The sequence below is a fragment of the Marinomonas polaris DSM 16579 genome, from assembly GCF_900129155.1.
GTDB classification, from domain to species: Bacteria; Pseudomonadota; Gammaproteobacteria; order Pseudomonadales; family Marinomonadaceae; genus Marinomonas; species Marinomonas polaris.
Genome location: NZ_FQVF01000009.1, coordinates 86993 through 113662, shown reverse-complemented (window position 1 = coordinate 113662; position 26670 = coordinate 86993). Strand labels below are relative to the sequence as shown.

27 protein-coding genes are annotated in these 26670 nt (G+C 41.9%); 14 read left to right on the top strand and 13 right to left on the bottom strand.

The genetic code is table 11. The annotated features are described in order from the left end of the window. Nucleotides 1–34: 34 nt before the first annotated feature. Together BUA59_RS11310 and BUA59_RS11305 are read left to right on the top strand one after the other, a co-directional pair. Complete coding sequence (locus tag BUA59_RS11310) at nt 35–304, top strand: type II toxin-antitoxin system TacA family antitoxin (RefSeq protein WP_072839810.1); 270 nt, start codon at nt 35–37, stop codon at nt 302–304. Between the two features lie 38 nt (nt 305–342). Beyond that, nucleotides 343–876, top strand: coding sequence for a GNAT family N-acetyltransferase (locus BUA59_RS11305; protein ID WP_072839809.1), 534 nt, complete (start codon nt 343–345; stop codon nt 874–876). Nucleotides 877–1034: 158 nt separating this feature from the next. On the opposite strand, the gene BUA59_RS11300 is transcribed toward BUA59_RS11305, so the two are convergent. Beyond that, nucleotides 1035–1799 (bottom strand): AraC family transcriptional regulator, encoded by a 765-nt coding sequence (locus BUA59_RS11300; protein WP_072839808.1) that lies wholly within the window; start codon nt 1797–1799, stop codon nt 1035–1037. 104 nt (nt 1800–1903) lie between these two features. Between BUA59_RS11300 and BUA59_RS11295 the strand changes: the two genes are divergently transcribed. The 4 genes from BUA59_RS11295 (at nt 1904) to BUA59_RS11280 (ending at nt 5335) form a co-directional block, all read left to right on the top strand. Next, nucleotides 1904–2521, top strand: coding sequence for a LysE family translocator (locus BUA59_RS11295; protein WP_072839807.1), 618 nt, complete (start codon nt 1904–1906; stop codon nt 2519–2521). Nucleotides 2522–2730: 209 nt separating this feature from the next. Further along, nucleotides 2731–4308, top strand: a complete 1578-nt coding sequence (locus tag BUA59_RS11290) for an MFS transporter (protein WP_072839806.1) — start codon at nt 2731–2733, stop codon at nt 4306–4308. A 224-nt stretch (nt 4309–4532) separates the two neighbouring features. Then, nucleotides 4533–5096 carry a dihydrofolate reductase family protein gene (locus BUA59_RS11285; protein ID WP_072839805.1) on the top strand — a complete coding sequence of 188 codons (564 nt, stop codon included), beginning with the start codon at nt 4533–4535 and terminating at the stop codon, nt 5094–5096. Nucleotides 5097–5143: 47 nt separating this feature from the next. Next, entirely contained in the window at nt 5144–5335 is a 192-nt protein-coding gene (locus BUA59_RS11280) for a hypothetical protein (protein WP_072839804.1), read from the top strand. A 380-nt stretch (nt 5336–5715) separates the two neighbouring features. On the opposite strand, the gene BUA59_RS11275 is transcribed toward BUA59_RS11280, so the two are convergent. The 6 genes from BUA59_RS11275 to fahA form a co-directional block, all read right to left on the bottom strand. After that, nucleotides 5716–7044 carry a TRAP transporter large permease gene (locus BUA59_RS11275; protein ID WP_072839803.1) on the bottom strand — a complete coding sequence of 443 codons (1329 nt, stop codon included), beginning with the start codon at nt 7042–7044 and terminating at the stop codon, nt 5716–5718. After that, a complete protein-coding gene (locus BUA59_RS11270) occupies nt 7041–7520 on the bottom strand; it encodes a TRAP transporter small permease (RefSeq protein ID WP_245813135.1) in 480 nt (159 codons plus the stop codon). Before BUA59_RS11270 ends, BUA59_RS11275 begins: the two co-directional genes overlap by 4 nt. Before the next feature lie 47 nt (nt 7521–7567). Next, nucleotides 7568–8614, bottom strand: a complete 1047-nt coding sequence (locus BUA59_RS11265) for a TRAP transporter substrate-binding protein (protein WP_072839801.1) — start codon at nt 8612–8614, stop codon at nt 7568–7570. Between the two features lie 170 nt (nt 8615–8784). Further along, complete coding sequence (locus BUA59_RS11260; protein WP_072839800.1) at nt 8785–9345, bottom strand: VOC family protein; 561 nt, start codon at nt 9343–9345, stop codon at nt 8785–8787. A gap of 17 nt (nt 9346–9362) precedes the next feature. Then, nucleotides 9363–10007, bottom strand: coding sequence for a maleylacetoacetate isomerase (gene maiA, locus BUA59_RS11255; RefSeq protein WP_217653734.1), 645 nt, complete (start codon nt 10005–10007; stop codon nt 9363–9365). 10 nt (nt 10008–10017) lie between these two features. Continuing rightward, nucleotides 10018–11277 carry a fumarylacetoacetase gene (gene fahA, locus BUA59_RS11250; protein WP_072839799.1) on the bottom strand — a complete coding sequence of 420 codons (1260 nt, stop codon included), beginning with the start codon at nt 11275–11277 and terminating at the stop codon, nt 10018–10020. 109 nt (nt 11278–11386) lie between these two features. On the opposite strand from fahA, the gene BUA59_RS11245 reads away from it, so the two are divergent. Together BUA59_RS11245 and BUA59_RS11240 are read left to right on the top strand one after the other, a co-directional pair. Continuing rightward, a complete protein-coding gene (locus tag BUA59_RS11245; protein ID WP_072839798.1) occupies nt 11387–12286 on the top strand; it encodes a LysR family transcriptional regulator in 900 nt (299 codons plus the stop codon). A 145-nt stretch (nt 12287–12431) separates the two neighbouring features. Continuing rightward, on the top strand, nt 12432–12782 hold the full coding sequence (locus BUA59_RS11240; RefSeq protein ID WP_072839797.1) for a hypothetical protein: 351 nt from the start codon (nt 12432–12434) through the stop codon (nt 12780–12782). A gap of 180 nt (nt 12783–12962) precedes the next feature. Here the strand turns inward: BUA59_RS11240 and BUA59_RS11235 are convergent, their stop codons facing one another. The 5 genes from BUA59_RS11235 to BUA59_RS11215 form a co-directional block, all read right to left on the bottom strand. Then, nucleotides 12963–13718, bottom strand: a complete 756-nt coding sequence (locus BUA59_RS11235) for a M15 family metallopeptidase (RefSeq protein ID WP_072839796.1) — start codon at nt 13716–13718, stop codon at nt 12963–12965. A gap of 1 nt (nt 13719) precedes the next feature. Beyond that, entirely contained in the window at nt 13720–14997 is a 1278-nt protein-coding gene (locus BUA59_RS11230) for a TRAP transporter large permease (RefSeq protein WP_072839795.1), read from the bottom strand. Next, on the bottom strand, nt 14991–15476 hold the full coding sequence (locus BUA59_RS11225; RefSeq protein ID WP_072839794.1) for a TRAP transporter small permease: 486 nt from the start codon (nt 15474–15476) through the stop codon (nt 14991–14993). Before BUA59_RS11225 ends, BUA59_RS11230 begins: the two co-directional genes overlap by 7 nt. A gap of 44 nt (nt 15477–15520) precedes the next feature. After that, on the bottom strand, nt 15521–16555 hold the full coding sequence (locus BUA59_RS11220; RefSeq protein WP_072839793.1) for a TRAP transporter substrate-binding protein: 1035 nt from the start codon (nt 16553–16555) through the stop codon (nt 15521–15523). 147 nt (nt 16556–16702) lie between these two features. Then, nucleotides 16703–17617 (bottom strand): LysR substrate-binding domain-containing protein, encoded by a 915-nt coding sequence (locus BUA59_RS11215; protein ID WP_072839792.1) that lies wholly within the window; start codon nt 17615–17617, stop codon nt 16703–16705. 644 nt (nt 17618–18261) lie between these two features. On the opposite strand from BUA59_RS11215, the gene doeB2 reads away from it, so the two are divergent. From doeB2 to BUA59_RS11190, 5 genes are all read left to right on the top strand, one after another. Beyond that, complete coding sequence (gene doeB2, locus BUA59_RS11210; protein WP_072839791.1) at nt 18262–19434, top strand: N(2)-acetyl-L-2,4-diaminobutanoate deacetylase DoeB2; 1173 nt, start codon at nt 18262–18264, stop codon at nt 19432–19434. Between the two features lie 56 nt (nt 19435–19490). Beyond that, nucleotides 19491–20750, top strand: coding sequence for an aspartate aminotransferase family protein (locus BUA59_RS11205; RefSeq protein WP_072839790.1), 1260 nt, complete (start codon nt 19491–19493; stop codon nt 20748–20750). Further along, nucleotides 20747–22048: an ectoine hydrolase gene (doeA, locus tag BUA59_RS11200; protein WP_072839789.1), complete on the top strand. Its 1302-nt coding sequence runs from the start codon at nt 20747–20749 to the stop codon at nt 22046–22048. Before BUA59_RS11205 ends, doeA begins: the two co-directional genes overlap by 4 nt. A gap of 12 nt (nt 22049–22060) precedes the next feature. Beyond that, nucleotides 22061–23452 (top strand): NAD-dependent succinate-semialdehyde dehydrogenase, encoded by a 1392-nt coding sequence (locus tag BUA59_RS11195; RefSeq protein WP_072839788.1) that lies wholly within the window; start codon nt 22061–22063, stop codon nt 23450–23452. Between the two features lie 98 nt (nt 23453–23550). Next, nucleotides 23551–24297 (top strand): AAA family ATPase, encoded by a 747-nt coding sequence (locus BUA59_RS11190; protein ID WP_072839787.1) that lies wholly within the window; start codon nt 23551–23553, stop codon nt 24295–24297. Between the two features lie 157 nt (nt 24298–24454). Here BUA59_RS11190 and BUA59_RS11185 read toward each other — a convergent pair whose 3' ends face one another. After that, nucleotides 24455–25012 carry a CBS domain-containing protein gene (locus BUA59_RS11185; protein ID WP_072839786.1) on the bottom strand — a complete coding sequence of 186 codons (558 nt, stop codon included), beginning with the start codon at nt 25010–25012 and terminating at the stop codon, nt 24455–24457. Between the two features lie 279 nt (nt 25013–25291). On the opposite strand from BUA59_RS11185, the gene BUA59_RS11180 reads away from it, so the two are divergent. After that, nucleotides 25292–26641, top strand: coding sequence for an alpha/beta fold hydrolase (locus BUA59_RS11180; protein ID WP_072839785.1), 1350 nt, complete (start codon nt 25292–25294; stop codon nt 26639–26641). Nucleotides 26642–26670: the final 29 nt, after the last annotated feature.

Below are 26670 nucleotides of genomic sequence, written 5' to 3'. Positions count from 1 at the left end.
AATACGGAATAGATCCGTACAGTTGGAGGTTTATATGGCGACTGCACGTTTAGATATTCGGCTTGATGAAGAGATTAAAGCCAAAGCTGAAAAAGCATCTGCTCTTTTAGGGCTGAAAAGCCTAACAGAGTATGTTGTACGATTAATGGATGAAGATGCTTCTCATGTTATTGCTGAACATGAAAGTCTCACGGTGAAAGACGACGTTTTTGATCAATTTTTGTTGGCCTGTGAAAAGGCAGAAAAACCCAATAATGCACTCAAGGAAGCAGCTGCATTTACTAAAGGTAAAGGCTTTCGTTAGGTCGGAGGCAATTAACTAGCAATAATAGGTTGAAAACAATGAGCTGGAAAAAGGAATTTGAAGAACTAAAAAAATCTCTTCATGATCGCGACTCTTTTGATTGCGGTGAAGATGAACTAAATACATTTATCAAAACTCAAGCAGCAAAGCACATGCAAGCAGGTATTAGCCGAACGATGGTTTTACCTGCAACACAGCCTCTGCTTAATCATAAATACCCTATTTGTTCATTTTACAGCGTTGCTGCCAGCGCTATAAGCAGGGAAACCTTACCCGAAAACCTCGCTAAAAAGCTGCCTCATTACCCTATTCCAGTATTTTTACTGGCTCAGTTAGCGGTTCACAAAGAATTCCACGGCAATGGGCTTGGTAAAATAAGCCTGATAAAAGCGCTAGAATATTTATGGCGAGTCAACCAACACATGAAAGCCTACGCCGTGATTGTTGACTGCCTAACAGAATCAGCTCAACATTTTTATAAAAAATATGGTTTTACATTTCTATGTGAGCACAATGGTCGAGTTCGTCTATTTTTGCCGATGAAAACTATTGAACAGTTGTTTTCTCACTAGCCTCTTTATTTATTAAGAAGTATAAGAAATACGCCAAGCGAACATACCTGCGCTGCTAGTTACACACGATTCTGAGGATGCTAAGGCAATGGAAGGGGAATGTTTGGAGTTGGGAAATTAGCAACCCTCTCAAAAAATAAAATAGTCTAAACCAATAATTACCGCTTACGATATTGGCTGGGCGTTTGGGCAAACAATCCTTTAAAGGCATAGATGTAGGCAGAATCAGATTGATAGCCTAAATCCAAGGCGATGTTTTGAATGGACATGCTTTTTTCAAGTAACTGTAGCGATAAAACCAGTCTGATGTTTTGCCGCCACATTGCAAATGACTGGTTAAATTCTTTTGCGCAAAGCCTAGTCAGCGTTCGTGGTGATGCGCCGACTTTCACTGCCCACTCTGCAAGAGTTAACGCCAAATTTGGTTGCTGGTTCAATTCTACGAAGATCGCCATCAACCTTCTGTCATTTGGAATGAGCAAGGGAATTTCATAATTCTTTGCTATGGCGATTTGGTCTCGCAACACCTTCAACAAGTTCGTCGTCATTTGCTCTGTATGATTGTCCAAACCTTGCTCAACCAACAACACAATGAGCTCTTTCAAGAATGGCGTTAATAAACAAGACTTTGGTTCGTCCCCATAATTAACTCTGCTCTTTGGGTTTAAATACACTGCTAAAAACTGCGTTTTCGTTACCGATACTGACTTGTGAATTGTGTTAGCCGGTATGAAGAGCATGCCATTATGCGGAACGATAATACTCTTACCCTCAATAGTAGATTGCAGCAAACCAGAAATAGGAAACAACACTTGATGCCATGGGTGCGCGTGCCATTCCTCTACTGTATTCGCTGGCATATTAATTATTTTGGAAGTGACTTGATGATCAGAAAAATGTTGAATGAGCTCGTTTGCATTCATGATTGGCAACTTATCAATGTTTTATGTCATATAGGATAAATTAAGCCATTGAAATTTAAAATAGCATATACCTTCACCCAGTAAGTTATCAGCAGGTAAGGTTTATGAGCATTGAAGTATGGCTAGTGTATTTTGGAACAGTATTGGCGTTCATGTTTCCACCAGGAGCAAGTCATATTCTTATGCTATCTAACAGCATTGGCAGCGGGTTTGAAAAATCAATCGCAACCGCATGTGGTGACCTTTCCGCTAACTTTTTGCAAATGACCGCGGCCTCTATTGGTTTAGCCGCGAGCCTTCAATCTTCAGGACAGATTTTCGAAATAATTAAATGGGCTGGCGTTGCCTACCTTGTCTACTCAGGTTTAAGGTTGATTTTTTTGAATCAATCTAACTTAAAGACATCTCCTCCTCGCTCTATGAGATCTCTCTATTGGCAAGGATTTATCACGTCAGCATCCAATCCTAAGGCAATTATTTTCTTTGCTGCGCTGTTCCCTCAATTTATCTCAGCGTCAGAGCCTTTGCTGCCACAGTTTATCGCATTGAGCACCACCTATCTTGCTATAGATGGCTTGTTCTTGTGCTTTTACGGCAAATCTGCTGCGTTTTTTGCTAAGAAGTTCCAATCAAATATTGGACAATATTTTAATAAAATATCAGGCTCTCTTTTGATTGCTGCGGCTATCATTCTCGGTATTAAGAATATTGATAAGGATTAAAGAAGCAAAATTTGGGATAATATGCATCTATCGTCAGAGCGGGGAGATACCCTCTTTGATCGCATAGTAAAATAAAATAGTCAGTTCTTCTACATTACTCAAAAACACAGATTTCCTCCAAAAATAGAGCTCTAGGTAATCCTGTTGTTAGTTTGCGTTCCATGTAGTATTTTGAATTTTGCCCATCAAAGATCAGGATAAGGATTACCGTGACCAATACTGCAACATTACAAGCAACGCTAGCAGACGCCCTTTCTGAAGGAATTTCCGAGCACACTTTCACCCGACGCTGGCGCATTCTCGCTGTGTTGTGTCTGTCTCTGATGACGGTAATGATCGCTAACATGAGCCTCAACCTCGCATTACCAGAGCTCGCCCTCGCGCTTAATATGACTCAGTTGCAAATGACTTGGTCAATCGAAGCTTATACGCTGATTTTCGCGGCTCTGTTGTTCGTGGCGAGCGCCATTGCAGATCGCTATGGTCGCAAGTTGGCCATGCAGATTGGTTTAGCCGTCTTCGCTCTCGCATCTCTGTACGCTGCTTTTATCGCCCGTAACGGAAGTGAGCTCATTGCGGCTCGGCTAGTCATGGGGATCGGTGGCGCCTTCGTTATGCCAACGACGCTGTCAATCGTCAACCTTGTCTTTCCATCCGTGGAGCGCGCACGAGCCATTGCCATTTGGTCGGCTGTTTCAGGTGTCGGCATGATGTTCGGATCCATCATTACGGGAACGCTTCTCGAGTTCTTCAGCTGGCACTCGACATTTATCTTTGGCGCGATCCTCGCGGCCTTTTCTCTTGTGTTCAACTATATACTTGTCCCTGAAACTCGGGATGAGCTCAAAAATCCTGTGGATTGGGTTGGCGACACATTGATCACTGTGGCTCTCGTCGGCATTGTCTACGCAATCATTGAAGCGCCTTCAATGGGCGTTAGCAACATTTGGGTCACAACTGGTTTGGTGCTAGGCACTATTTCATTAATCGGGTTTGTTTGGCAGCAGTTACGCTCGTCCAGCCCACTGCTTGATGTGCGTTTGTTCCTGCGTCCTGAATTCGGTCTATCGGCACTTGCAGTGACGCTGACTTTCTTCGCGATGATGGGTGCGTTCTATGGGATGAGCCAGATTTTCCAATTGGTCATGGGTTACGGCACTTTCATGTCCTCCATCGCCTTTTTTCCCGTTATGCTACCAATGATGGTTCTCAGTCCAATGGTTCCCAAGATAGTCGATCGTATTGGCACCAAGTGGACAGTAGCGCCGGGGCTCATGCTTATTGCTGCGGGCTTCCTATTTATGTCCCAATGGCCAGTTGAAGTGCAGTATTGGCAATTCTTGGTAGGGATGGGCACGGTCACCATTGGGATGACTTTTGTGATGACACCAGCAACAAATATGATGATGGCAGCCGTCCCTAAAAATCGCTCAGGCATGGGGTCAGCTATCAATGACACCACGAGGGAGTTGGGCGGCGCACTTGGCATCGCGGTACTGGGCTCGATGATATCTTCTGGTTTCTCAACCCATATTGCTAAAGCTCCCGCTGTGCTGCCCGAAGCCTTACGCACCACTGCGGAATCGTCTTTAGCCGCTGCCCTGTCGGTCGCACAAGAGTTAGGTATACAAAGTGTAGTGTTCACCGAGCAAGCGCGTGCGGCTTTCATGAGCGGCACCAGCGATGCGATGTTTGTCTCATTCATTATCGCTCTCGCTGCAGCCGCGCTCATCGGAGTATTTTTGCCTAATCGCTCGACACCTGAAGCCAGAAGTGAAGCCATTTAGCAGGAATCATAGGTTAAAACGCTTAGAAAATCTTTTGCATACAGACAAGTGGATTGCCGTCATATTTTGTGATTAAAGGTGACATCCAACTTACAACTTACAACTTACAACTTACAACTTACAACTTACAACTTTAGAGAGTCAGATACGAATACACATTCGTATCTATTTATTAGCATTGCGCTAAAGATAAAAAGGACTCGAAAGATCGAGGTTTGAATTAAATGAAATGTTCGGTATATATCGCTACCAGTGCTGATGGCTACATAGCTACTCCTAACGGAAGTGTTGATTGGTTAAGCGAAGCTGGTGACCAAGATGCGGATATGAGTCAAAATCCTGATATGGGATTTAATGATTTTATCGGATCAGTCGATTGCATGATCATGGGGCGAAAGTGCATGGAAACAATATCTGGCTTTAACCTAGAACCCGAGCAATGGCCTTATGGTGATATTAAGATCTATGTACTTAGTAACTCTGTAAAAGTAGCACCTGAGAATGTAAGCGATAAAGTTAAAATATACTCAGGAGATATTCGCGACCTTATGAACCAACTAGAAAGCGATGGTTACAAGCATGCTTATATCGATGGCGGCACTACAATTACATCCTTCCTAAACCATCAACTCATAAATGAAATAACCATTACCAAAGCACCCATTATTTTAGGTGATGGCCTTCCTCTTTTCGGTAAAATCAATGCCAAAATTAAACTGGAAAAATCAGAAGCAATTACCTTTCCAAATGACTTCATTCAAATAAAATATTCGGTAAGTTATTCATAGTAACAATATTTGACCTTAGCCATACTCCAAAATGTAAGGAAATCACTATGCCTGAACTCAAAAATGAAAGAGCCATCGCGGAAAAATTCCTCAAGGAAATGCTGAAAGCAGATGACACGTGCAACTATGAGTTGTTTGTTAAGCATTACGAAGAAAAGGATCTTGTCGATTTCTCTCCAGAGCGTTTTGAGCATGACATCAAACACATGCAAGCCAGAAATCGTAAGAATTTTGGCTAGTTAAGCGGTAGCCTATAAGTGGCAGACAAAGTTAGTTTTTGTTGAATCTGAAAGTAACTTAGATTAGGCGATAAACATTTAAGTTTTAAAGTATCGGTGACTTCCATAAGTGGCTGAGTATTTTTAGCGACATGTGCACATTCCCATAATATTGGAGGTAAAGTTTACCTCAAAATAACTCTTCCTATTCATATTTCAATCGCGTCTGACACTTTGGAATACATTCAAAGATCTACTTTTTTCTTAAATTATTTAATCTAGAGCCTAACCCACAGACATCTGATTAAAATCAATCCACACCATATAAAGCCAGTATAAATTCTTACTTACTGGCTTTATATGAAAACCCAAACACATTTTTAAAAAGATAAAGATGCATATTATTTGTAAATCATATCTGGCAACCACGTTGAAATTTGAACGATAAAAACAACGAGAAGTAAGCGAATTATATCCGCAGTCCAAAAAGGTAATACACCTCTAAAAATAGTCCCTGTTTTGACATCCTTAATAATACTACTTAACACAAAGACATTCATTCCGACAGGCGGCGTTATTAAGCTAATCTCAACGACAATAACAGCAACAATACCAAACCAAACTAAACTATAACCTAGCTCGGAAACTATAGGAAAAAATACAGGAATGGTAAGGAGGAGCATGGAAAAACTCTCTAAGACCATACCTAAAATAATGTAAATCATTAAAATAACGAAGATCACCAAAATGGGAGCAACATCTAGTGACACAACAAAATCCACCATCATTCCAGGCAACCCAGCACGGTTAATAAAATCAGAAAATATCAATGCACCGATAATAATCACGAATAATGTCGCTGATGTTCGAGCGCTATCCGCTAGTGTTTTGAACAGGGATGATAAACTCAAGCTTCGACGTAATAATGCAATAACCAATGCTCCTCCAGCACCAATACCTGCGGCTTCTGTCGGTGTAAATATACCTAAATAGATACCGCCCATCACCAGAATAAATAGCCCCAAGATATCCCGCACTCCCTTTAGGGCATGCAGCCTTTCAGCCCAGCTCATTGCTTCAGCAGAAGGGCCTGCACTTGGATCACGCCAAACAACATATTTAACGGCCCCAAGATATAGAAAGATTCCTAATATGCCTGGTATAAGCCCAGCTGCAAATAGTTCTCGAATACTCGTTTGAGTTAATAACCCATACACAATCAACATTACACTTGGCGGTATTAAAATACCTAATGTGCCACCAGAGGCAATAGAAGCTGTTGCTAAAGCATCACTATAGCCATATTTTCGCATTGGTGGCATCGCTACTTTTGCCATGGTTGCCGCAGTAGCAAGACTAGAACCGCTAACAGCAGAAAAACCACCACAGGCTGCGATAGTCGCCATCGCTAAACCACCTTTTTTATGACAAAGAAATGCATATGAAGCAGCGTATAGTTGTTTTGAAAGGCCAGACCTTGTTATCAAATTCCCCATTAGAATAAATAGGGGAATTATTGAAAGACCATAATCTTGCGCTGTATCAACAATACGATTGGAAGCCATTGAAAGTGGGATACTCCACCTAAAATTCCCTATATCCCCCCAAGTTAGACCGCTCAAAATTGCAAAGCCAAAGAAACCAACTACGCCCATTGCAAATGCAATTGGAATCCTTAATAACATTATCATTATTAAAAGAACTGCAAAACTTGTTAGGATCAAAGTCATTTCTCTTCTCCTGAATTTGGTTGTGTAAAGACTGATAATAAAAAATAAAGGAGAGCACTTATTCCGGTAACAAAACTTAATACCGCAATATATTGAACAATAAGTCCAGTTTCAATATGTAAAAACTCAGTAGTAATATTACGTCTTAACATACGAGATCCAACATCCCATATTCTAAAAGATATAAAGTACAATGAAGATGAAATAACGACAGATGAAACTAATGCCAACACCCGTAAATAAGTATTTTTTATAAATGCATCAATTAAATCGACCACAATATGCGAACCACGCCATGTCACAACAGGCATCACTGAGAAAATAACAATAGCTAAGCCAATCTCAGTTAATTCTGTAGCTCCGATTAAAGGATGATTAAGAAAATAACGACCAACAACATCAACACATGTGAGGATCATAAGAGCAAATAGAGTGGCTGCCGCTATTAGCTCAAAGAAGAAGGCCAACCATTTCATTGGCCCTCTCTCCTCATAGTTTGCATTCAACCATGAGATAAAAGACATTAATTAGCTCCAGTATCTTTTTGTTTAGCTGTGTACATTTGAGCTTCTATTCGTAGGAAATCTAATGCAGCTTGCGCATCAACTTTCTTGCCTTTTACAGCATCTAACCAGCTTTGATCAATACCATCCGTAATTTTTAGATAATCTAATGACATTTGATTGCCATAACTTAGTAAATTAACTTGACCTCCATTTTCCTCAGAAAACTTTTTCGCATCAATATCAGCTTTATCCCAAGCAGCTCCTGCCATTAAAGATAAGCGTTCACCTGATACACTGCGAATTGCTTCGGCATCCTTTTTACCTATGGAGTCCATAAAATCAGGACTAATAAACATAGAAAACGCTCCCATGTACATGCCTGTAGGTAGCACAGTTACATAAGGAGCAACTTCAACTAAACGCATACCTTGTTGTTCAACCATAGGCATAAATGCACCATCAACTACCCCTGTTTGCAAAAGCTCATAGACTTTATTTCCAGGCGCCGCGACAGGAATTACACCAAGTCGTTTACCAATTTCTGCTTGAACTCCTCCTCCAATACGGATTTTTTTGCCTTTTAGGTCATCTAAGCTATTTACAGGAAAGCGAGTATGCATAACGCCAGGTCCATGAGTAAATAAGCCAATAACCTCAAGTCCATCAAATTCATTTGCCGCTTGTAGGTATTTTTTATAAGTTCGCCAGTAAGCCAAAGAAGCCGCTTCTGCATTAGCTCCAAGCCCAGGAAGCTCGACAATTTGCTCTAACTCAAAGCGACCAGGAACAAAACCATTAAAACTAAAAGACGCATCAGCAACACTGTCTTCAACAACTTCAAATAGTTGGGCTGGGTTATTAGAGCTGTTCTCAATATTAACTGTAACTCGCCCTTCTGTGGCTTCTTCAACCCACTTCCCCCAAGTTGGCCACACTACAGAATTTTGTACATGCGTAGGGGGTAACCAAGTGCTTACATTTAGTACTGTCTGTGCTGAAACAGGTGTATTAATTCCTGCTACCACAGTACCGGCTAATAATATAGAGCGCATAGTTTTAAACATATCTATTTCCTCAATTAAATTTTAATTTTTGTTTTTATTATTTCTACTACTAAGCAATAGCAGGAAATATTTTTTCTAATTTATACTTGGATAATGCCGCTAATGTTCCTTAATACCTCTTTTTATAACGTTTAACTTTTCGTACTAATTGAAAAATTAATGAGAATAATTTAATTGTCTTTTTTAGCCTCGAACTCTTCTGCATGAAGAAAAGCCGTATGCTTGGGAGCACGTTTGGCTTTCGTCCACTCATCAAGCATTTCGTATTTTATTTCTTCTGTAATTTGAGCTATTTTAGCTTTAGCTGTTATATCGTCGTATGTCAGTTCAATTCGATGTCCATTTGGATCAAAGAAATAAATCGAATGAAATACACCATGATTTGTAATACCTAGTACATCAACATCATTTTCTTCAAGTTGTTTTTTTGCAGCTAAAAGCGTGTCGCGATCTTGGACGCGAAGAGCGATATGCTGAACCCATGTTGGAGTATTTTCATCGCGCCCCATTTTAGGCTGGGTGGGAAGTTCAAAAAATGCTAATACATTGTCGTTACCAGCATCCAGAAAAATATGCATATAAGGGTCTGGCTCTTTGGTTGAAGGCACTTGGTTCTCAGCAAAGGCTAAAATGAAATCCATATTAAGATTTTTCGTGTACCACTCCACCGTTTCTTTTGCATCATTGCAACGATATGCAACATGGTGAATTTGCTCTATTTTAAATGTCATAACAGTTTCCTCTAATATTAAGCCATATCGGGTTGTTTTTCTGGTTCGGCCTGAATAAATGCTGGGTGCTCTTTACAAGATGAATAAACCGAAAGAATATTTGGGTAATTATCAAGGCTAATCTCAAAACGTCTGGCATTATAAATTTGAGGAACTAGACAACAATCCGCCATGGTTGGAGCTTCACCAAAACAGAATTTTCCAGGTTGTTTGGCTAAAACCTTTTCCAATGCATCAAAACCAACTGTAATCCAATGCTTATACCAATCATTACGATGTGTCTCATCGACATCTAATTTATTATTTAAGTATTGAATAACTCTTAAATTATTTACAGGATGAATATCACATGCAATGATTTGGCTAAAAGCACGAATATTAGCTCGCAAATTGACATCGTCAGGCATAAGCGATGTTGTATTAGGGTAGGCTTCTTCAAGATACTCAATTATGGCCAGTGATTGAGTAATAGTTTGTTCTCCATCAACTAGAGCAGGTACCAGCTTTATTGGGTTTATAGATTCATAATCAGCGGTATGTTGCTCCCCTCCATTATTTAACAGATGAACGGGGATGTACTCATATGACAGCGCTTTAAGGTTTAAAGCGATACGCACCCTATATGCAGCTGAACTTCTAAAATAGCTATAAAGTTTAATCATGATATTCGCCTTAATAATTAAACTCGTTAGCAGGAAGAATTTTTCCACGTACTTCACCAAACCCTACACGCACCTCATCTTTTTGAGCATATCCTCGTATGACGATGCCATCTCCATCTTCAATAAAGTATCGTGATTCACCATTATTTAAGGTAAGGGCTTCTGTCATATTCCAAGTCAGCTCAAGCAAACTGCCACGACTCCCCTTATCTTTCCCCGAAATAGTTCCCGAGCCTAACAAATCACCAACTTGCATATTGCAGCCACTTATAGTGTGGTGTGCCAGTTGCTGAGGCATTGTCCAATACATGTACTTGAAGTTTGTTTTACTAATAACCGTTTCGTGACCTGAAACATCGAAAGATACTTCAAGGTTAATATCAAAATTGTTATCACGCTTCTCGCGTAAATAAGGTAACGGTAAAGGTTCTTGCTTAGGTGCAGAACAACGAAATGGCTCTAAAGCCTCAAGAGTCACTACCCAAGGCGAAATAGAAGAAGCAAATGTTTTAGAATTAAACGGGCCGAGTGGAACGCATTCCCATTGCTGGATATCACGTGCTGACCAATCATTGAGAAGTACCATACCAAATATATGCTCATGAGCGTTTTCAATAGAAACAGGCTTACCCATAGCGTTTGGACGCCCAATTATAAAAGCAGTTTCTAACTCAAAATCTAATTTTCGAGAGCTAGAAAAAATTGGTCGTTCTGAATCAGGAACTTTGATCTGCCCGCTTGGACGAACTATATCTGTACCGCTAACTACGACAGAACTAGCACGACCGTTATAACCAACAGGCAGCTCACTCCAATTAGGCATTAAGGCATTATCAGGGTCTCTAAACATACAGCCAACGTTAAAGGCATGCTCACGAGATGAATAAAAGTCAGTATAAGAAGAAACATGAATAGGCAAATGCATTTGAACATCAGCTTGGTTAACGATTGCTTTGTCACACAGTTCGTTATTGTCACGTAATTCTGGATTATTGAAATCCAAAAGGTCTTGAAGGCGAGCCCGTGTTTCATGCCAGATCTCTTTTCCAAGAGAAATAAAAGGGTTAAGTGTGTCACTATTAAAAACAGTGTTGTCTGAAGTAGGAAGAAGGCCTGCCTCTTCAAGTTGACTCAAATCTATAATCTGATGACCTATAGCAACCCCTACCCTAGGGCTTAATGTATCGCTACTGAAAACTCCGTAAGGTAGGTTGTGAATTGAAAAATCGCTGCGCTCGTCAACAGGTAAAAATGTCTTTTTGATGTCCATAAGCCCTTCTATTTTTATTTTGAAGATATTTATCTTTATGTAAAAAATACTATAAGGTATATATTTATTAGACAATCAGATTATATTGATAAATATATAGGATAATCTAATGAATGTAACGCTAAGACAATTACGAGCATTTCTGGCGGTTCACCAAGAGGGAAGCTTCACTAAAGCAGCAGAAAACCTGCACATCACCCAATCAGCACTTAGTAGTATTATCAAGGAATTAGAGCTCAACTTAGAATTAGGCTTGTTTGATCGATCAACCAGAAAATTAGAAACGTCCGAAGCCGGTAGAAACATTCTTCCTGCAGTTATCCGTATGCTAGATGAAATGGACGCTTTGACAAATGAAGTGATGGGCCTAAAAAAACTTGACTATGGCAAAGTAAGAATCGCTGTTGTTCAGCAACTAGCATCGGCTGAACTACCTAGGATAATCGCTCTATATAGTAAAATGTTTCCTCAGGTTGAAGTCAGTCTAATTGATTGTGGGGTAGAAAACGTACAAGAAATTGTCAACCTAGGTGAGGCGGATATTGGTATTGGACCAGAAAGAAAATTACTATCTAGCCTTAACAAACAGCTAATATTCTCACACCCTTTTCATTTGGCACTCCCCCCAAATCATCCGATTGCGAAAGAGGCCAATATCAGATGGAAAGACCTTGCCAACCTAGAGCTAATAACTCTACGAGGATCCTTTACAGAGCTTATCATTGACAATTTATTACGTGAGTCTTCTGAGTATATAATTAGTCCGAAATACCTGGTTAACTTCATGTCAACGGCCTTGAGCATGGTTGCAAATGGTTTAGGAGTTACGATCTGTCTGCCTTATGCAATCGAATCAGTGAAACAAAATGGACTAGTTATAATACCTATTTGCGATCCTATTATTTACCGAAATTTTTATCTATACAGCTGTAAAAACCGGGAAAAACTACCCGCGGTGCAAAAATTCATTGATGTATTTTTAAAAAATATGCAGTTTAACAAAGTTTAAAAATAAGTTATTTAAAGCACTAGATGTAATATCTAGCCAACTCGGAGACAAGTATAGCAAGCTGTCATTTGGCCAAGTTTCGTAAATAGACCCGACAACAGTTAGACTCGTTAAAACTTCACGACAAATTCATAAGGAAACCACTATGCCTGAACTCAAAAATGAAAGAGCCATCGCGGAACAATTCCTTAAGGAAATGCTGAAAGCAGATGACACGTGCAACTATGAGTTGTTTGTTAAGCATTACGAAGAAAAGGATCTTGTCGATTTCTCTCCAGAGCGTTTTGAGCATGACATCAAACACATGCAAGCCAGAAATGGTCGAAACGTGGGTTACGAGTATTTTGGGGCTTTACAAGGCTATCGGGATGACGATCATGACGGTTGCTTTCGTTTTGTGTGGAAAGGCATTTACGAGAAACGCGAAGCGCTGATCGTCATTGGTATCCACCGAAAAAATGACACTTGGTATATCAATGAATCAGCGGTTCGATAAACCCAAATGATGCAATACAAAAATGAATAGAGTCATTCGTTTAATTAAAAAAGACAATGTTAATGTACAAGTATTTGAATAACTAAACTGTAGCAGTTTATTTGAAATGATTGCCCTAGATAACAAATATTATCTAGGGCAACTTAGTTTTTGATCTACCCCCAAATATCCAACAGAAAACTATATAAAACCGTTATCTATTATTTCACTTTCCCATTGTTTAAGGATGTCTCTTGGTCGAGTAACACCATAGATCGCCTTCTTACTTCCAGTGCGATACGCCCACAGCTGATTTCCAAAATCATAGTGCCACCACTCGCTAGGCAAGTTAGTAAAACCTACTTCGATCATTGCGTTATAAAGAATCCGACGATTCTCCTGCGGCCCTTTATTGTTCCAACTGGGAGTTTCAAGCGCATCAGTCCATGAATACTGACTAGCTTCGTCGAAGTGAGTCCCCATATCTAAAAAGCGCCCCATTTCATCACACAAGGTCACGTCGACCGATCCGCCAGTAAGGTGCGGACTGGGAGCTTTAACATCGGTACTTGGTGGTGAAACCAGACTTTTTGCCTTTTCATGCAAATAACTTTCAGCATGATTCGGAAACGACTTTTTCAAGATGTTAATTAAAGTATCAAACAAATATTGTTGTACCGAAAAAGGACGCCAACCATCTAGCACAACTAACCTTACACCAGACGGCATAAGCTTAGTTACTTGGTGTAATTTATCAAACACACTTTCCCGCACAAAACACTCTGGAATAGCATTGGCAATACCCATTTTTGCGTAGAAAGGATACGTCACCAACCGGTTCGATGTACTCAGGGGAATTAATACTTCCCCGTTATCCTCAATGGTAATTTGCCTGTAATTATCCCAAGAAAAATCATTTGACGGAGGAATCTGATTTGGTGGTCTGTAACTGCTCATATCAATTAAAAATACTCGGTAGTAGTAAGGTTAAGCTTGGAAAGCAAATAACAAAGATCTGAGCAAAAACGGCCACCATCACAAACGGCCAAATACTTTTAAACATCTCAGTAATCTCAATTTTACTCACCGCAGCAGCCACAAAGACACATGCTCCCATTGGCGGTGTTATCAATGCAATAGTGATATTTATGGTGATAACCACACCAAGATGCACAGGATCAACACCTGAGGCAATCGCCACTGGAAAAAATACCGGCGTAAGTAACATCAGCGCAGATACTTCCTCCATCAACATACCGATAAAAAAAGTAATCAGGCTAAGAATCAAAAGCACAACCGTCGGATTATTTTTAAAAGGCTCCAGATATACAACGAGCTGTGAAGGTAATTGAGCATAAGCCAATAACCAACTAACCACAGACGACGCTGCGATAATGACAAAGATGGTGCCAGTCAGAATAGCAGTATCAACCAGAGCTTCACGAAGCTTGGTAAAGGATAAGCTACGATTCAACAAACCCAGCAACAAAGCGTAAGCAACAATTAAAGCACCCGATTCAGTAGGTGTAACAAAACCAAAAACGATACTAGAGACAATGATAAAAGGCGCAATCAAGGCTGGGGCCGAATACCAAAAAGCCTGTAAAACGCCTTTAAAGCTGGATCTTTCTGTTTGACTTTGTAAACCAGCTTTTCTGGCATACAGATAATTCATAACGATAAATGCACCGCCAAGCAGTAAGCCAGGAATGACGCCTGCAAGAAACAAATCACCCACTGATGTATTAGTCAAAGACGCATAAAGAATCATGAAAATACTGGGTGGAATAATAGGTCCAATCAAAGAACTGGCTGCGGTTAAACCTGCTGCGTAGCTAGTCGAATAGCCTTCTTTTTTCATCGCGGGAACCAGCAGCGACCCAAGAGCAGAGGTATCTGCCACGGCTGAACCATTCACACCGGCAAAAAACACGCTAGAGACCACATTAACGTAACCCAAGCCACCACGTAGATGTCCGACCAATGAGTTCGCTAAACGAATCAATTGTGACGTCAATCCTGAGGAATTCATCAAGTTACCGGCAAAGATAAAGAGCGGAATGGCCATTAAAGCAAAGGAATTAATACCGCCAAAAAACTGTTGTGGAACCATGCGATAAGCTAACGAAAAATCGACAAAATAAAAGCCGATTAATGATGCCAATAAAAGACAAATGAATAATGGCACGCCTAATAATATGTTCACTAAAAAGGTAACAACAATAGCAATCAACATGCTTCATTCCTCTCTTGATTCTGCGGGAATGGCCCTTGTATAAATACCATCAGAAATAATGCGCCAAAGCCAATAGGCACAGATAACAAAGGAATCGATTTACTCACGCCAAGACTCATGCTGGCAAACTTACCCATGGATATTGAGTAACGTGCACTTACGTAAGTAAAAAATAACGAGACGCACAGCACGGCCAACCATTGATACATACGAATCAACTGACGAGCAGTATGACCGACATTTTGTTCGACAAAAGAGACTCTCATGTGCCGGGAGTCTACATAAGCACAAGACATCGCCAACATGACACTGGCAATGATTCCATACCGAGAAAGTTCATCCGACCAAATAGGCGAATGATTTAAAATATAGCGAGTAAATACGCTATACAAAATAAGCAATACATTCATAGCGAGAATGGATGCAGATATAAACAACAACAAGCGATACGCTGATGCACGTATAGAATTCAGAGTCATAATTGCCTCGTAACGGCGCCCGAAGGCGCCGAACTAAATGGGATTTACTTTTTAAAACCTACATCTTTTAATGCTAAATCGACCCATTTTTGATCAATACCTTCCTCTTCTAACCACTTAAAGTAAGAAGGTTGACCTACTGTACGAAACTCTTCTAACTCTGCAGCCGTAGGGCGATATACTTCCATCCCCTTTTCTTCCAAGAAAGCAATACGAGACTCAACCTGACTTTGCACCGCTTTTCTGTTGATATCATTAGCCTCTTTCACAGCCTCTAACAAAGCCGCTTTGTCTTTAGCTGATAAGCTTTTTAGCAATTCATCATTACCTACTAAGAACTGGTCTGAATATTGGATATTTGCCAAAGTTGCGTATTTTTGCACCTCAAATAAACTGCCTAAAATAATGTACATAGGCGGATTCATCTGACCATCAGCAACACCTGTTTTTAGTGCAAGATAAACTTCTGTCCAAGGGATTGGTGTACCAGACGCACCAAATGCGTTGTAAAGAGCAACCTGACTTTTATCCATGGCACGATAACGAAGACCTTCAAAATCTTTCGGAGATTTAATTGGGTGCTTGTTATTGGTAAAGGCAAGAAAACCGCCCTCTTCCACTACGGCCATTAGGTGTCCACCAGTACGCTTATAAAACTCGCTCTGAACTGCTTTCCAGTAACTACCTTCATCAAAAAACTGACGGGCTTGATCAAAATCACTGAATAGGAAAGGAATTGCACTGACAAAAATTTCAGGAAATAAAGGAGAAACACCACCAAAAGAAGCAACGTTTAGACTTGGCGTATTTAATACCTGCTCCATGCGCTCTTCCTCTTCACCCAACATGCTATTTGGATAAAGCTTTAAGGTCAGCTCACCATTGGTTTTCTGATCGACTAATTTTTGCAGATTCGTCGCAAATAAATGTACGGCATTCTTATCTACATCAGCCGCACCGTTATAACTTAGGTTGATTGTTTGAGCTTGGATGGCAAACGACATGGATGAAATCGCCGCTCCCAATGCCATTGCTTTAAACAAACGAGTTTTGCCTAATACTTGATTGATAACTGTCATTTTTGAGTTCCTTTATGATTTTAGAGTCATGTGATTTTTCTATCATTTTATTATCCACACAACCAACTTAAACTTGAGCTGTTGACATCACAAGCATCAAAGCGTTGCAATTAAGTCAACACATAAAATAAAACAATACCTATCGCTCTATTTATGGGCTAAGAATTCCATTGTTTCGCTAAGATGATTCAATAAAGCTTGAGCAGCCAAAGTTAGCTCTCTACTCTCTATGCTTAAAACTTGAACTTTTGCTTGGGAAAAAATATTACTCTCCATAGGAATAACAACGATTTTTCCTTGCTCAATTTCTTCACGCACTGTTAGTAATGGCATGAAAGTAATGCCAAGGCCCGACATCACAAAATTCTTTAATGCTGCAACTGAGTTGGTTCGCAGACGCGGTGTTAATTTTAAATGATTTAGTTCTTCTGCAAGTGCAACTAAACGCCCCATGCCAGTAGATTTATCAAGCAACGCAAAAGGATACTCGGCAACAGAATGGAAAGTAACAGGGGTTTCTTGCTTGGTTAGAGCATGTCCCGGCGGTACTATTAATTCAAGAGGATGGCTGGTTTCTAAATGACAATATAGTTTAGGATTATTCACCGACGCATAGGTTAACGCAAAATCAATATGCTCCTCCTGCAGTAACTGTACTGCATCTTGTGCTCCTGCCATTTCTACCGAAAGTTGAATCCCTTTATGCTTTTCCAAAAATGACTGCAATGAAGATGAAATAAGATCACCTAAAATCCCCTCACCTACCGCAATGCGAACTTCGCCAGTTCGTAGGTTCAGTAAGTCATCGATTCTCGATAAAGTTGCCTGCTCGCTTGCAGACATTTTTCGATAATACTGAAGTAGTTCCTCTCCTGCTGGAGTAATTGGGTTACGATTATTCGTTCTGTCCCAGATAGGTAATAGCAAACTTTCTTCTAACTGTGACAACAAACGACTTACGGCAGAAGGATCAACATTTAGCCTAGCGGCAGCCTTTCGCAGAGTTTTATACCGAGCAATAGCATTAAGGTATTCCAACGCACGAGGCGGGAGTTTATGCATAAGTCACCTGAGAAAAGATAAAAAGACGGATCTACCTTAGCCTAAATTCAATTTGAAATGGGAGCAAAATAATTTAATCCCCAGATTAGGAAACGAATAAAGCGTGCATTTTTTAGATTAAAAACAATATTCATATTTATTCAACGTCAAGACTTCCTCATTTTAAAATACTATTCCCACCAACTCTTCTCTCTCTTATTTTCTCTATTACCTTAATTTTTTCTTTTATAAAGCAGCCAAACAATAGATAAATAAAACTACAGCACTAATCGTTAGATATGTAACATTCAATCCGTAATAAACTTACATAACTAATCATTAGACATGATATTTATTTTAAGGCATTAATTTTGAGCTGATCGCTTATTTTTAGGGCGTTAGCGCGCATTTTTGGAGCACACTAAAACGCCTATTTTATTGATTGAAATGTGAATTTCAGGTTTTTTTTGAATTTTTTACATATTTCTCTATGTGTTTGTTTTGAGCGTTTTTTTTGATGTTTTTATGTTTAATTCACTACCTTTTATACTTTTAATTGACGTTCTTTTTATTTTTCACCCTTGCAACCCCGTAAATATTTAATTACTACTGTATGAAGTTTTTCAAATTTCATAGGGTTTTAATAATATTTTAAGGGAGGCGTTATGCAGAATTTATGGCAAGAAAATATTATCTTCGCTGAAAACTTGCGCAAGCAGTTACACGCTCATCCCGAGCTTAGTTGGCAAGAAAAAAACACCGCGTCATTGGTGCGAAGCCAGCTCGATGCATTGGATATTCCATGGCGCGCCTGTGCTGATACAGGAACCATCGCGTGGCTGAACAAAGACGCGAATGGCTCTGCGATTGCCTTACGAGGTGATATGGATGCCCTACCGATAGACGAGCAGACAGGCAAAGAATGGCAATCAGTGAATCAAGGCTGCATGCACGCTTGCGGTCACGATGGTCACACTGCGACTTTGTTGGCAACGGTGCGTTGGTTGAAACAGTTTGAAGCAGAACTCCCTCAGCCTGTGGTGTTGATTTTTCAGCCTGCTGAAGAAGGCTTTCACGGCGCTCGCGAAATGATCAAAGACGGAGCTTTGGAAAACGTCGGCGCAATTTACGGTTGGCACAACTGGCCAGCTCTTCCATATGGCACGATTGCTTGCCCAGACGATATTGTGATGTGCGGCAATGGCACCTTCAGCATGGCATTTAAAGGTCGCGGCGGTCACGCTAGCCAACCAGAATTGTGTGCCGATCCGTTGTTAGCAGCAAGCGCGGTGAATGTGGCGTTACAGCAGATCGTTAGCAGACGCATTGCACCTCAAGCCACAGCAGTGATCAGCGTAACGCAAATACATGGCGGAACAGCGCCAACGGTGATTCCAGAAACAGCGACGTTAAGCGGTAGCATTCGTGTGCCTGACGAAGCGACTCGCCAACTAATCAATCAACATATTACCGATGTTGCCACACAAACAGCGGCAGCTTATGGCGTGGAATGCGTTGTACAACACGACATGCGCTATCAAGCAACCATTAATCATAAGAACCAAGCCACTCATGCTCGCGAGGTTTGGCAATCGCTTTATGGCGAACAAACACTTAATCACGGACAAGCCTTGCCGATCATGGCGTCGGAAGATTTTAGCTACTATTTGCAAGCGATTCCCGGTGCATTTGCATTGATTGGCAGTGACGATGGCGAAGGCCACAACGTGGCTTGTCACAGTCCACATTACGATTTCAATGATCGATTGATTGCCGATGTCTGCCGTTGGTTTTGCCAACTCGCAGGCCTTACCGATCAATCACTACCAAAGCGATAAAACCAAAAGCATAACCACAAAACAGCAAGTGAACAGAAGTTTCATAAGGAGACGACATGACTATTTTCGAACAACGAGAATCCAACATTCGAGCTTACGCTCGTACGTACCCAACGGTTTTTGTTACGGCAAAAAACTCACGTCAGATTGATGAAAATGGTAAGGAATACATTGATTTCTTCGCTGGCGCTGGGGTGCTTAACTTTGGTCACAATAACCCACACATGAAAGAAGCAATGATCGATTACATGCAAAAAGATGGTGTGCTTCACAGTTTGGATATGCAAACCCAAGCCAAAGCCAAGTTTATGCAGAAGTTTACCGATGTCATTCTTGTTCCTAGAAACATGCCACACCGTATGCAATTCATGGGACCCACTGGCACCAACGCGGTAGAGGCGGCGATGAAGTTGGCGCGTAACGCCACAGGCCGTCACAACATTGTCGCCTTTAGCCAAGGCTTTCACGGCATGACGTTAGGCGCTTTGGCAGCAACGGCCAACGAGTATTTCCGTCAAGCTTCTGGCGTGCCTTTGCTGCATGTCAGCCATGAGTTGTTCGATCAGGAACACGATCAAGAATCCTCCCTTGCGGCATTAGATGCATTGGCAAGTCAATACCGCGATGCTTCTAGCGGCATTAAGCCACCAGCAGCTTTTATGGTAGAAACTATCCAAGCGGAAGGCGGCGTTAACGTCGCCAGCAAAGAATGGATGCAGAAATTAGAAAAACTCGCCAAAGAATTTGGCTCTGTGTTGATCGTCGATGACATTCAAGTGGGTTGCGGCCGCACAGGTTCTTATTTCAGTTTTGATGACATGGGTATCAATCCAGACATCATCACCTTGGCCAAAGGCATTGGTGGCGCAGGTACGCCAATGGCAATGAACTTGGTACATCCAGATTTGGATAAGCATTGGTCACCAGGTGAACACACAGGCACCTTCCGTGGACAAAACTTGTCGTTTGTCGCTGGCGAAGTCGCCTTGAGCTACTTTGACGATGACAAATTGATGAACGAAGTCATGGAAAAAGTAAAAACGGTACGCGATGCATTAGAGCCGCTAGTTAGCGAAAACTGCGCGAAAGAACTGCGCGGCAAAGGTCTGATCCTTGGTTTGGACATGGGCAGCGGCGAAGTAGCAGCGAAAGTCGTACAACGTTGTTTCCATAACGGCTTGATGCTTGGCGCTTGCGGCAGTGGCGGTCGAGTGTTGAAGGTTATTCCACCATTGACTATCCCTGAAGCAGACCTCGCGGAAGGCTTGGATATTCTGAAAGACGCTGTACGTTTTGTAATGGAGGAAGCCGCATGATTGAACGCGATGATATGACATTTACTTTCGCTGAGTATCAGCGTCGGTTGGGTGAATTGCGCGCTCGCATTGCCGAGCGTCGCTTGGATGCGATTGTGATCACCGATCCAGAAAACATTACTTATTTAACTGATTACCAAACGACAGGTTATTCCTTCTTTCAGGCGCTGGTCATTCCGCTCGAAAAAGAGCCGTTTATGATCACCCGCGCGTTGGAGGAATCCAACGTGATTGCGCGTACTTGGGTCGAGGTCACACGACCTTACCCTGATACGGGCGATGCCATCCAGATGCTGGTGGATGCGTTGCGTGAATTTGGTTTAGGCAACAAACGTATTGGTTATGAACGCAATAGTTACTTCTTCCCCGCTTATCAGCAGGATTGCATTCACACCACCTTGCGAGATGCAAAATTGATGGATTGCTTCGGCATCGTCGAAGAAGGTCGGATCTGCAAGTCTCAAGAAGAAATAATGGTAATGCGTCGTGCGGCGCTCGCCACAGAAGCAGGCATGAAAGCAGGCATCGAGATTTGTCGTCCCGGTATTACGGAAAATGAAATTGGTGCGGAAATCGCCGCGGCTATGTTCCGAGCTGGTGGTGAAACGCCAGCCGTGATGCCTTACGTCACCTCTGGCCCAAGAACCATGATTGGTCACGCGACATTCGAAGGTCGTACCGTTCTACCCGGCGAGCATGTCTTTCTCGAAGTGGGTGGTTGTTATCGTCGTTATCATACGGCCATGATGCGCACTGTGATTCTTGGCGAACTGTCAGACGCTATGTATCAATCCCAAGAAATCATGAAACGCGCACTCAATGAAATTCATCGAGTGGTACAGCCTGGAATGACAGTGTCAGACGTAGATAACATGGTGCGCAATATCATTATGGACAACCAAGTGGGTGCTAGTTTGATTACTCGCTCTGGCTACTCTATCGGTATCGCCTTCCCGCCAAGCTGGGATGAAGGCTATATCATCAGCTTGAAACAAGGTAATTCTGCGGTACTAAAACCGGGTATGACCTTTCACATGATTCCATGGATGTGGGGCATTGAAGGCGATAAAACCTGCGGTATTTCGGACACCATCGAGATCACCGAAGACGGTTGCCGCTCTTTCTTTAGCATGGATCGTGACTTCACAGTGAAATCCGGTGTAGCGGTGCCTCAGGAAAAAAAAACCATCGAGCTGCCCAGCAGCGTACCTTTTAAAGAGTCCAGCACCATGCCAGTTAAAGAGGAAGCCAAGAAAACCAAATCGAACACCAAGCAAGCCGAAAAAGCGGCCAGCTAATAGGAGGTGACCATGTTAACAGCAGCGAAATTAGAAACCGCAACGCTTGAAAGCATTAACCCGACGACGGGACAAGCTTTACCTTCTTGTGAAGCCTTGACGCTAGACGAAGCACGTTCTGCCATCGATAAAGTGGCAGCTGGCTTTGCTGGGTGGAAAGCCACAAGCTACCCAAAACGTGCAGCTATATTAAAAGCCGTTGCCGCTTCGATGCGTGAAAACAAACACGAGCTGGCCGATTTGATGGCACTGGAGATGGGCAAGCCAATTAAAGAAGGCGTTGCCGAGGTTGAGAAAAGCGCATGGTGCGCAGAATATTACGCTGACAATGGCGAAGCATTCCTGACACCTGAAACGTTAGAATCAGACGCGAGCCATAGCTATGTGCAATACCCTCCTCTCGGCACGGTTCTGGGCATCCTGCCTTGGAACGCGCCTGTTTGGTTGGCACTGCGTTTTCTGGCGCCAGCCTTAATGGCGGGCAATACTTGTGTTCTAAAAGCCGATCCTAATGTGCCTGCCACGGCAAACAAGTTAGTCGAATGCTTTTATCAAGCTGGCGTACCAGAAAACGTGGTTGCTAATTTAGCCGTAGCAAACTCGGTAGCGAGTAAAATGATCGATCACCCAAAAGTCAAAGCCGTGTCTTTTACTGGCTCAAGTAAGGCGGGACAATTCATTGCCTCGCAAGCCGCAGCAGGATTAAAACCTGCCGTATTAGAACTGGGTGGTTCTGATCCTTGTATTCTGATGGCCGATGCGGATTTGGAAAAAGCCCTCGATATAATTACCCTGTCGCGCATGGTCAATGCGGGGCAATCATGCATCTCAGTGAAGCGTTTGTTTGTAGAGAAATCAATTTATAACGAAGTCTGTGAGGCGCTGGGAGAACGCTTTAGAAAACTCAAATGTGGCGATCCAAGGGACGAAAGTAATAATCTCGGTCCATTGGCAAGAGAAGACTTACGAGATCAACTGCATCGCCAAGTATCAGAAAGCATCGAAGCTGGTGCTCGATGTTTAATAGGTGGCGATTTACCCTCTCGTTCGGGATTCTTTTATCCACCGACTTTATTGGTTGATGTAAAACCTGGCATGACAGTGTTTGAAGAAGAAACCTTTGGCCCAGTGCTGAGCGTGACGCCAATTGATACTATTGATCAAGCACTGGAACTGGCAAACGATACCGAATATGGCTTAGGCGCCAGCATTTGGACCAGCAGCCAAGTGGCTATAGATCGAGCCATTGAGACACTGCAATCAGGACAGATTGCCGTAAACGGCATCGTAAAAAGCGACCCAAGATTGCCCTCTGGCGGTATTGGTAAATCCGGCTATGGTCGTGAACTTGGACCGCAAGGCATCCGCGAATTTGTTAACGTGCAACAGATTTGGATTGCTTAGCGCTATATTGCTATTATGTTAAAACTCATCAAAAGAGCCTCCCTTGAGGCTCTTTTTGTAAGTGAATAACCCTTAAAAAAGTAACAAGAGTAATGAGCATGGAACCGCTGCCATATTTGAAAACCATCGAACTTAAACGAGATTTAATCGACTCTTTTGAGGTTTATCCTTTCTCTATCCCAGCGGTAAAGGAACTGGATTTTATTGAATTTGATAAAGCCGTGACTATTTTTGTTGGGGAAAACGGCAGTGGCAAATCCACCTTACTCGAAGCCATCGCGGTAAGTCTGGGCTTCAACGCAGAAGGCGGCACAAAAAACTTCAACTTCGGTACACGCAGTACTCATTCGGATCTACATAGCTACCTTCGCCTTTCAAAATCCTTTAAACGCTACCGAGACGGCTTTTTTCTTCGAGCAGAAAGTTTCTATAACGTTGCCACTAATATTGATGAATTAGATGAAGACCCTGCACCAGCGCCGTTTATCAAAGATAGCTACGGTGGAAAGTCGCTGCATCAGCAATCCCATGGCGAATCTTTTCTAGCACTTATGTTGAAACGCTTTGGCGGAAACGGGCTTTATCTCCTTGACGAGCCGGAAGCCGCGCTTTCACCAACAAGACAACTAGCGGTATTAAGTCGAATGCATCAACTGATAAAAAATCAGTCTCAATTCATCATAGCAACACATTCACCGATTCTTATGGCGTATCCTGGAGCGAAAATTTACCAAATCGATAAAACAGGCATTTACCCAGTAAAATACGAAGACACCGAACATTACGGAGTTACCAAAGCCTTCTTAAATAACCCTGGGCCAATGTTGAGAGAACTGTTTTCATAGGAAGGAGACAGCATGGCTTTGCATGTAAATGTATTTGACCATGTTATCGAAAAGTTGATTAAGTGAACTGCATTAAACCAAATAGCCCCTTATTGCCTATGAACAACGAGCAATAAGGGGCTATGGAAGTGTCAGACAAAAAAGTCTTATTTGAACTTTAAAGTGTGGCTGTAAATACTTTAGAGAAGCTGGTTTTTTCTTGGATATCGATATTAAGACGAAGTCTTCGAGAAATATCACTGGCAGAGAAAATACCACGAATCTCATGATTTTCACGATCAAGAACAAGACAGTGACGTTCACCGTTGTTTTTAAGCGCAGTAATTACATCTGAAATGGTGGCTTTAGAAATATCCTGCCAATCCAATGCTTTTAGGTTCTTTTTAGCCGTCATCAAATCAGCTACAACAATTTCAGCTCGCTCCAAGCCTTCAGACACTTTTTGTACGATTTTGCGCTCAATGATATCGTCAGAGCTAACCACACCAATAAAATGCTTCTTTTCATCGATAACAAATTTCAAACGTACGTGTTCTTTCTGCATTAGCTCTTTGGCAGTGAGAACAGGTATTGTGGATTCAACGACCAAAGGTTTGTTGTTTTTAAAATCTGTGAAAAATAGCAATGCAGAAGAATCAATTGTTAAGTCGTAGTTTTCTTCAGGCCAAGCCAATTCATCAATTTCTGTTGTTGAGTAAAAATCTAGTGTTTTCATATAAAGGCACTCCGTAGCGCTATCTTATCGTAAATCTAATATGGACCGTGTCTATCCATAAGCATATCTAATCATTTTGCTTAGAGTAATAGATTGCTACTAAAAATAACAATTTCAAATCTGGGGAACAACGCTGTAAAAGCGTTCTGCGTTATTTTTTAGCTGACGCAAAAACATCTTAATAATCAATCCTGATGGATAAAAGCATTCGAACTACAATGTCTGACAGTGCTAAAGTGGCAAATAATTTAAATCTCTATGCCAAGATGACGGGGAAATATGAACACAGTCAGCCAACAGTACAAAATGAAAGGAATGCTCATCACCAATCACGAACTAAAGGTTCCGTTGGATTGGCGTTCCTTTAATAAGAGCTTTAACAAGAGCCTTAATAAGAACCCTGACAACAACTCTACGATTACACTATTTGCTCGTGAAGTGGTTGACGTAAACCGCGCTGATGATGAGCTGCCTTTGTTACTCTTTTTACAAGGTGGCCCTGGCGGCAAATCCCCTCGTCCAATGCCAGGTTCGCCATCTTGGATGGTGGAAGCCTTAAAAACGCACCGCGTTATTTTAATCGATCAACGTGGCACTGGTCGCAGCAGTCGAATCGACACCAATCTGATCAGTAAATTGTCTGCCGAAGAAGGCCGAGATTACCTGCTTAAATTCCGCGCCGACAGCATTGTGGCCGACTGCGAGCACTTGCGTAAGACGATTTATGGCGGCCGTTTATTTGAAACTTTAGGACAAAGCTACGGTGGCTTTATCACTCTGGCTTATTTATCCCAAGCACCTGAAGGTCTAGCGGCATGTTATATAACGGGCGGATTGGCAGGTTTAGAGGAATCGGCGCAAGAGGTGTACCAGCTAACTTATCAGCGCGTGATCGAGAAGAACCAAGACTATTATGCTCGTTATCCAGAAGACGCCAAGGTCATGGCGAAGATCGCACAATGCCTAACAAACGAGAAAGTGCTTTTGCCTGATGGCGACCAACTTACTCTAGAACGATTCCAAAGCATCGGCATTCTTTTGGGAATGGGGCCAGGTATTGATCAGGTACATTGGTTAGTAGACGAAGCCTTTGCTGGCAGTGACAAAACTCGACTTAGCGATGTATTTTTAGAGCAAGTCATGAACATAACCAGCTATCACGAAGGTCCTCTTTTTGCGGCCATCCATGAAAGCATTTATGGCCGACCTAATGAAAGCACTAGCTGGGCCGCACAACAGCTGCGAGATCAGTTTAGTGAATTTGACGTGTCACACTCGCCTTTGATTTTAACGGGCGAAATGATCTATCCATGGATGTTTGAACAAATTACTTCGTTACGTCCTTTTGCTGATGCTGCAAATTCCCTAGCGGATTACCAAGACTATAAGCCGCTTTACGATCTTGCCAAGCTTGCCGAGAACAAGGTGCCTGTGGTCGCGGCGGTGTATCACAATGATATGTACGTGCCTCGTGAGCTGTCACTAAAAACGGCGAAGCAGGTTGCCAACACGCAAGTTTGGCTGACTAATAGCTACGAACACGACGGCGTTCGTCAATCTACAGAGGTGTTCTGCAAACTACGCGAATTGCTGTTAGATCAAGGCGGCCCTTTAAAAAGCTCAAAATAAATCTACTCTATGGTTATGCAATTTTTCCG